This window comes from Pseudomonas agronomica, assembly GCF_025917275.1.
Lineage (GTDB): Bacteria > Pseudomonadota > Gammaproteobacteria > Pseudomonadales > Pseudomonadaceae > Aquipseudomonas > Aquipseudomonas agronomica.
Genome location: NZ_JAOSHO010000396.1, coordinates 1 through 4,726, shown reverse-complemented (window position 1 = coordinate 4,726; position 4,726 = coordinate 1). Strand labels below are relative to the sequence as shown.

Sequence of the window (4,726 nt, the reverse complement as noted above, 5' to 3'; positions counted from 1 at the left end):
CCCGCACAATTCATAGCAACCGGCGGCCAGCTTCATGAAACCGTCCCAATAGGGAAGTTGCACACCGTCCACCGCATTGGTGGTGTCGGGGTGCTTGGTGATGATGTTGTTCAGCCAGGTGCCGCGCAGGGTCAGGCCCGTGGCGAGGTCGACGCCCACGCCGATGGCGCCCTGGTGCAGGTTGGCCTTGCCGCCAGACTGACGGGTTGGCAAGCGCAGCATGGCCATCACCGGATAACCCATCAGCACGATGATGCGGATGTCCGGCACACCTTCGTAGCTGATGCTCTTGAAGATCTGGTCCGGCGTCACCCGGTACTCGATCAGCGCCCGGTCACGGTGCCCGCCCAAGGAATACAGGCCGGTGAGGATGCTGGAGACGTGGTGCTCGATTTCCTCGTGGCTGATGATCTTGCCCGACACCGTCCGATAGCGGCCTTCGAAGCGGTCGGCGATGACAATGATGCCGTCGCCGCCGGCACCCTGGGCCGGCTTGATCACGAAGTCGGTACGCCCGCCGATGATCTCGTCGAGCTTGTCGATTTCCTTCTCGGTGGAGATCACCCCGTACAGTTCCGGCACATGAATGCCGGCGGCGATGGCCCGTTCCTTGGTGATGATCTTGTCATCCACGATGGGGTACAGGCTGCGCTTGTTGTACTTGAGCACATAGTCGGCATTACGCCGGTTGATGCCCATGATGCCCCGGGCCTCGAGGGCCTTCCAGGTCTTCCAGAAGCCGAACATCAGGAGTCAGCCTTGAGGAAGGCCTTGAACCGAACCAGCTCGGTCAGGCGGTAGCCGCGATAACGACCCATGGCCAGCATGAAGCCCACCAGGATCAGCAGGATCGCCGGGAAAGTGAACACGAAGTACACCAGCTCCGGCACGCTCATGATCAGATGCGCCAGGGATGCGGCGAACAAGGTGCCGATGGCGACTTTCATCGCATGGCCGCCGCCGCGTTCTTCCCAGGTGATGGACAGGCGTTCGATGGTCATGGTCAGGATCACCATCGGGAACAGCGCCACCGACAAGCCGCGCTCCAGGCCCAGCTTATGGCTGAACAGGCTGATGGCGGCAATCAGCACCACCACGAAGGTCAGCACCACGGAGAGCCTCGGCAGCATCTGCAGCTTGAGGTGTTCCAGGTAGGAACGCAGCGACAGGCCCAGCGCGGTAATGACCGTGAACAGGATAATGCCGAAGCCCAGTTGGGTCTCGCGGAAGGCCAGGGCGATCAGTACCGGGGTGAACGTACCGAGGGTCTGTAGCCCGATCAGGTTGCGCAGCACCAGGATCACCAGCACGCCGATCGGGATCATCACCATGATCATGAAGGTCTGCTGGGTTTGCAGCGGCAGGCCGTAGAGCGAATATTCGAGGAAGTTGGCGTCGGTGTTCTCGTCCGTCAGCTTGGCCAGGCGAATCGCGTTCATTTCGCTGTTGTTCATGCTGAAGGTGACGGTGGCTTTCTTGCCGCCATCGACGGTGATCAGGTTTTCATCGCCGGTCCACCACAACAGGCGGTCGGTAGGCAGGCCCTGCTCGCCGGTGTCCGGGTTGAAATACAGCCAGTCGGTGCCGTTGAAACTGCGCAGCCACAGCTCGGGCATCTGCGGCTGGTCGGCGACCAGGCGGATGGTGTGGACTTTTTCCACCGGCACGTGGGCGATGGACAGCACCAGCTCGACGATCCGCGCCTTGTTGCTTGAAGACGGATCACCGGCCAGCAACAGCTTGACGTTGTCGTCGTTGAGATTGTTGACCCGCTTGATCGCTTCGCTGATGAACGTCTCGACATCGGCGGAGTGTTGGCGGATCGGTGCGAGCAGGGCTTCGGCGGCAAGTTTCTCGGGGCCTTCGACGGCGATGCTGTCGCGGAACGTCGGGCCCTTGACCTTGGTTTTCTCGGCGCTGTAGCGCTTGGTCAGCACCAGCCGGTAATAAAGGGTCTGGTTGCCCTTGGCGCGACGGGCCGACCACGTCACCTTGCGATTGCCGTCGACCCGGTTCACCGCCACGCCGTAGTTGTTGGAAATGAAACTCTCGTTGAGGCTCACATAGTCGCGGCTCAACGGCGGCACGAACATCTGGATCTTCACCGGATCCTTGGCGTTGGGCACGAACTCGACCTTGGCGTCGATGTTCCACAAATCGTCGGTGGCGTCTTCGGTGACCGGGATGCCGAGCACGAAAATCTGATAGGCCGTTACCGACAGGCCCAGCACCACCAGGATGGCGATCAGCATTTTCAGATGGAGGGTAAGGGAGCGCATTGGAATTACTCTGCGGTATGAGCGGCATTGGCGCAGGCGGGTTTGCCGGCAGCGTATTTGAGACTGGGGTCGACCAGCGCATCGAAACGCTTGAGCGCTTCGGAGCCGATCAGCAACGGGTATTGGAAGGCGCTGCGGTCGGTCAGGTTCACTTCGATGCTGCGCAGGGCAGAGCCCATGCAGATGTCCAGTTCGATGACCGGCCGGGCCGTGTATTTCTTGCCTTCTTCCGGATCGTAGTCACCGGCGCGGCGCTTGATCTTGCTGACACGGGCCAGCGGGCGTTCGATGGGGTGCGAATGGGCGGCGTCGATGGCCAGGTAGAAACGCACCCAGGATTCGCCATTGCGCTTGAAGCGCTTGATGTCACGGGCACTGAGGGAGGCGGTCTTGGCGCCGGTGTCGAGCTTGGCGGCGACTTCCAGGTCGATGCCCTGCAGCGCGGCGTATTCGTTGAGGCCGTACACGGTTTTTTCGCCCGCCACGGCAAGCCCCGGCAGGCACATGAAATACAGAGCGGCAGAAAAGGGCTTGAGTGTCATAGATCCTGGTGCGCAGCGTTCCGTTTATCGGTTCAGGCCCTGGCATTGCTGCACAAGCTCCCTGGGCAGCCTTCCCTATAAAAGGAGAGCGGCAAATCGCGCGGCATTCTAGCACGGTGGTTTTCTGACGCCACCGTTGCCCGGACGCTGAACGGCGCCATTCGCCCGGTTATGGCACAGGACGTTATTAGACGATTGTCGACAATGTTGATTTTTCTTTTGACGCAGAGGGTGTTGTTGGTTAGTTTTTGCCATATTGAATTTCAAGGTGTCGACAATATGCTCGATCAGCTCGAAACACCGCTGATGGCTCAAGACGATTCGGAGACGCTGTCCGAGAACGTCTTCCGGCGTATCCAGGCCGCCATCGTCAAAGGCGAGATCGCCCCGGGCAGCAAGATCTCGGAGCCCGAGCTGGCGCGTACCTACGGCATCAGCCGCGGGCCGCTACGCGAGGCGATCCATCGCCTGGAAGGCCAGCGCCTGCTGGTGCGCGTGCCCCACGTCGGCGCTCGGGTGGTTTCGCTCAGTCACGCCGAACTGCTGGAACTCTACGAGATACGTGAGTCCCTGGAGGGCATGGCGTGCCGTTTGGCGGCCGAGCGCATGACGATCGAGGAAATCGACGAACTGCGCCATGTCCTCGAAACCCATGAACGCGATGCGGCGTTCCAGGCCGGTGTCGGCTATTACCAGCAGGAAGGCGATTTCGACTTCCATTACCGGATCATCCAGGGCAGCGGCAACCGCACCCTGACGCAAATGCTTTGCGGCGAGCTATACCAGTTGGTGCGCATGTACCGTATCCAGTTTTCCACCACGCCCAACCGTCCGCGCCAGGCCTTTGCCGAACACCACCGGATTCTCGACGCCATCGCCGACCGTGACGGCGAACTGGCTGAATTACTGATGCGCCGGCACATCGGCGCCTCCAAACGCAACATCGCGCGTCATTTCCAGGACAGCGCCGCCACTGAACGAGGTGAGTCATGAGTTCCAGCAAGAGCACGCCAGGCCAGCGTTTCCGCGACGCGGTCGCCACCGAGCATCCGCTGCAAGTGGTCGGCGCCATCAACGCCAACCACGCGCTCCTGGCCAAGCGCGCCGGTTTCAAGGCGATCTACCTGTCGGGTGGCGGCGTCGCGGCCGGTTCCCTCGGCGTGCCGGACCTGGGCATCACCGGCCTGGATGACGTGCTGACCGATGTGCGCCGCATCACCGATGTCTGCGACCTGCCGCTGCTGGTGGACGTGGACACCGGTTTCGGTTCCTCGGCCTTCAACGTGGCGCGCACGGTCAAGTCGATGATCAAGTTCGGCGCGGCGGCGATTCATATTGAAGACCAGGTCGGCGCCAAGCGTTGCGGCCACCGCCCGAACAAGGAAATCGTCTCGCAGCAGGAAATGGTCGACCGCATCAAGGCCGCCGTCGATGCTCGCACCGATGACAGTTTCGTGATCATGGCGCGCACCGATGCCCTGGCCGTTGAAGGTTTGGAATCGGCGCTTGACCGCGCCGCCGCATGTATCGAGGCCGGTGCCGACATGATTTTCCCCGAGGCCATCACCGAGCTCGAGATGTACAAACTGTTCGCCAGTCGCGTGAAAGCGCCGATCCTGGCCAACATCACCGAATTCGGCGCGACCCCGCTGTACACCACCGAACAACTCGCCGGGGCCGACGTGTCCCTGGTGCTGTACCCGCTGTCGGCGTTCCGGGCCATGAACAAGGCGGCCGAGAACGTCTACACCGCGATCCGTCGCGACGGCACGCAACAGAATGTCATCGACACCATGCAGACCCGCATGGAGCTTTACGATCGCATCGACTACCACACCTTCGAGCAAAAGCTCGATGCGTTGTTCGCGGCGAAAAAATGAACAGATCGCAGCCTCGCTTCGCTCG

Annotated in this window: 5 protein-coding genes; 2 read left to right on the top strand and 3 right to left on the bottom strand. The window is 61.4% G+C overall.

What is annotated here, in order from left to right; genetic code table 11:
* The 3 genes from OC610_RS21375 to rloA form a co-directional block, all read right to left on the bottom strand.
* Positions 1-747 (bottom strand): alpha-L-glutamate ligase-like protein (locus OC610_RS21375; protein ID WP_264430575.1); only part of this gene is annotated, 747 nt, incomplete at its 3' end.
* On the bottom strand, positions 747-2,279 hold the full coding sequence (gene rloB / locus OC610_RS21370) for an osmotic stress tolerance membrane protein RloB (protein ID WP_030137798.1): 1,533 nt from the start codon (positions 2,277-2,279) through the stop codon (positions 747-749). The genes OC610_RS21375 and rloB, both read right to left, overlap by 1 nt.
* A 5-nt stretch (positions 2,280-2,284) precedes the next feature.
* Positions 2,285-2,821 (bottom strand): retropepsin-like aspartic peptidase RloA, encoded by a 537-nt coding sequence (gene rloA, locus OC610_RS21365; RefSeq protein ID WP_030137799.1) that lies wholly within the window; start codon positions 2,819-2,821, stop codon positions 2,285-2,287.
* 279 nt (positions 2,822-3,100) lie between these two features.
* Here rloA and OC610_RS21360 point away from each other — a divergent pair, with 279 nt between their 5' ends.
* Together OC610_RS21360 and prpB are read left to right on the top strand one after the other, a co-directional pair.
* Positions 3,101-3,814: a GntR family transcriptional regulator gene (locus tag OC610_RS21360; RefSeq protein WP_030137800.1), complete on the top strand. Its 714-nt coding sequence runs from the start codon at positions 3,101-3,103 to the stop codon at positions 3,812-3,814.
* Positions 3,811-4,701, top strand: a complete 891-nt coding sequence (prpB, locus tag OC610_RS21355) for a methylisocitrate lyase (protein WP_264430570.1) — start codon at positions 3,811-3,813, stop codon at positions 4,699-4,701. The genes OC610_RS21360 and prpB overlap by 4 nt, the downstream gene beginning before the upstream one ends.
* The last annotated feature ends 25 nt before the right edge of the window (positions 4,702-4,726 follow it).

Bases quoted from the DNA above. Each gene is read 5' to 3' on its own strand.
- rloB (WP_030137798.1), bottom strand. From the start codon at position 2,279: ATGCGCTCCCTTACCCTCCATCTGAAAATGCTGATCGCCATCCTGGTG.
- rloA (WP_030137799.1), bottom strand. From the start codon at position 2,821: ATGACACTCAAGCCCTTTTCTGCCGCTCTGTATTTCATGTGCCTGCCG.
- OC610_RS21360 (WP_030137800.1), top strand. From the start codon at position 3,101: ATGCTCGATCAGCTCGAAACACCGCTGATGGCTCAAGACGATTCGGAG.
- prpB (WP_264430570.1), top strand. From the start codon at position 3,811: ATGAGTTCCAGCAAGAGCACGCCAGGCCAGCGTTTCCGCGACGCGGTC.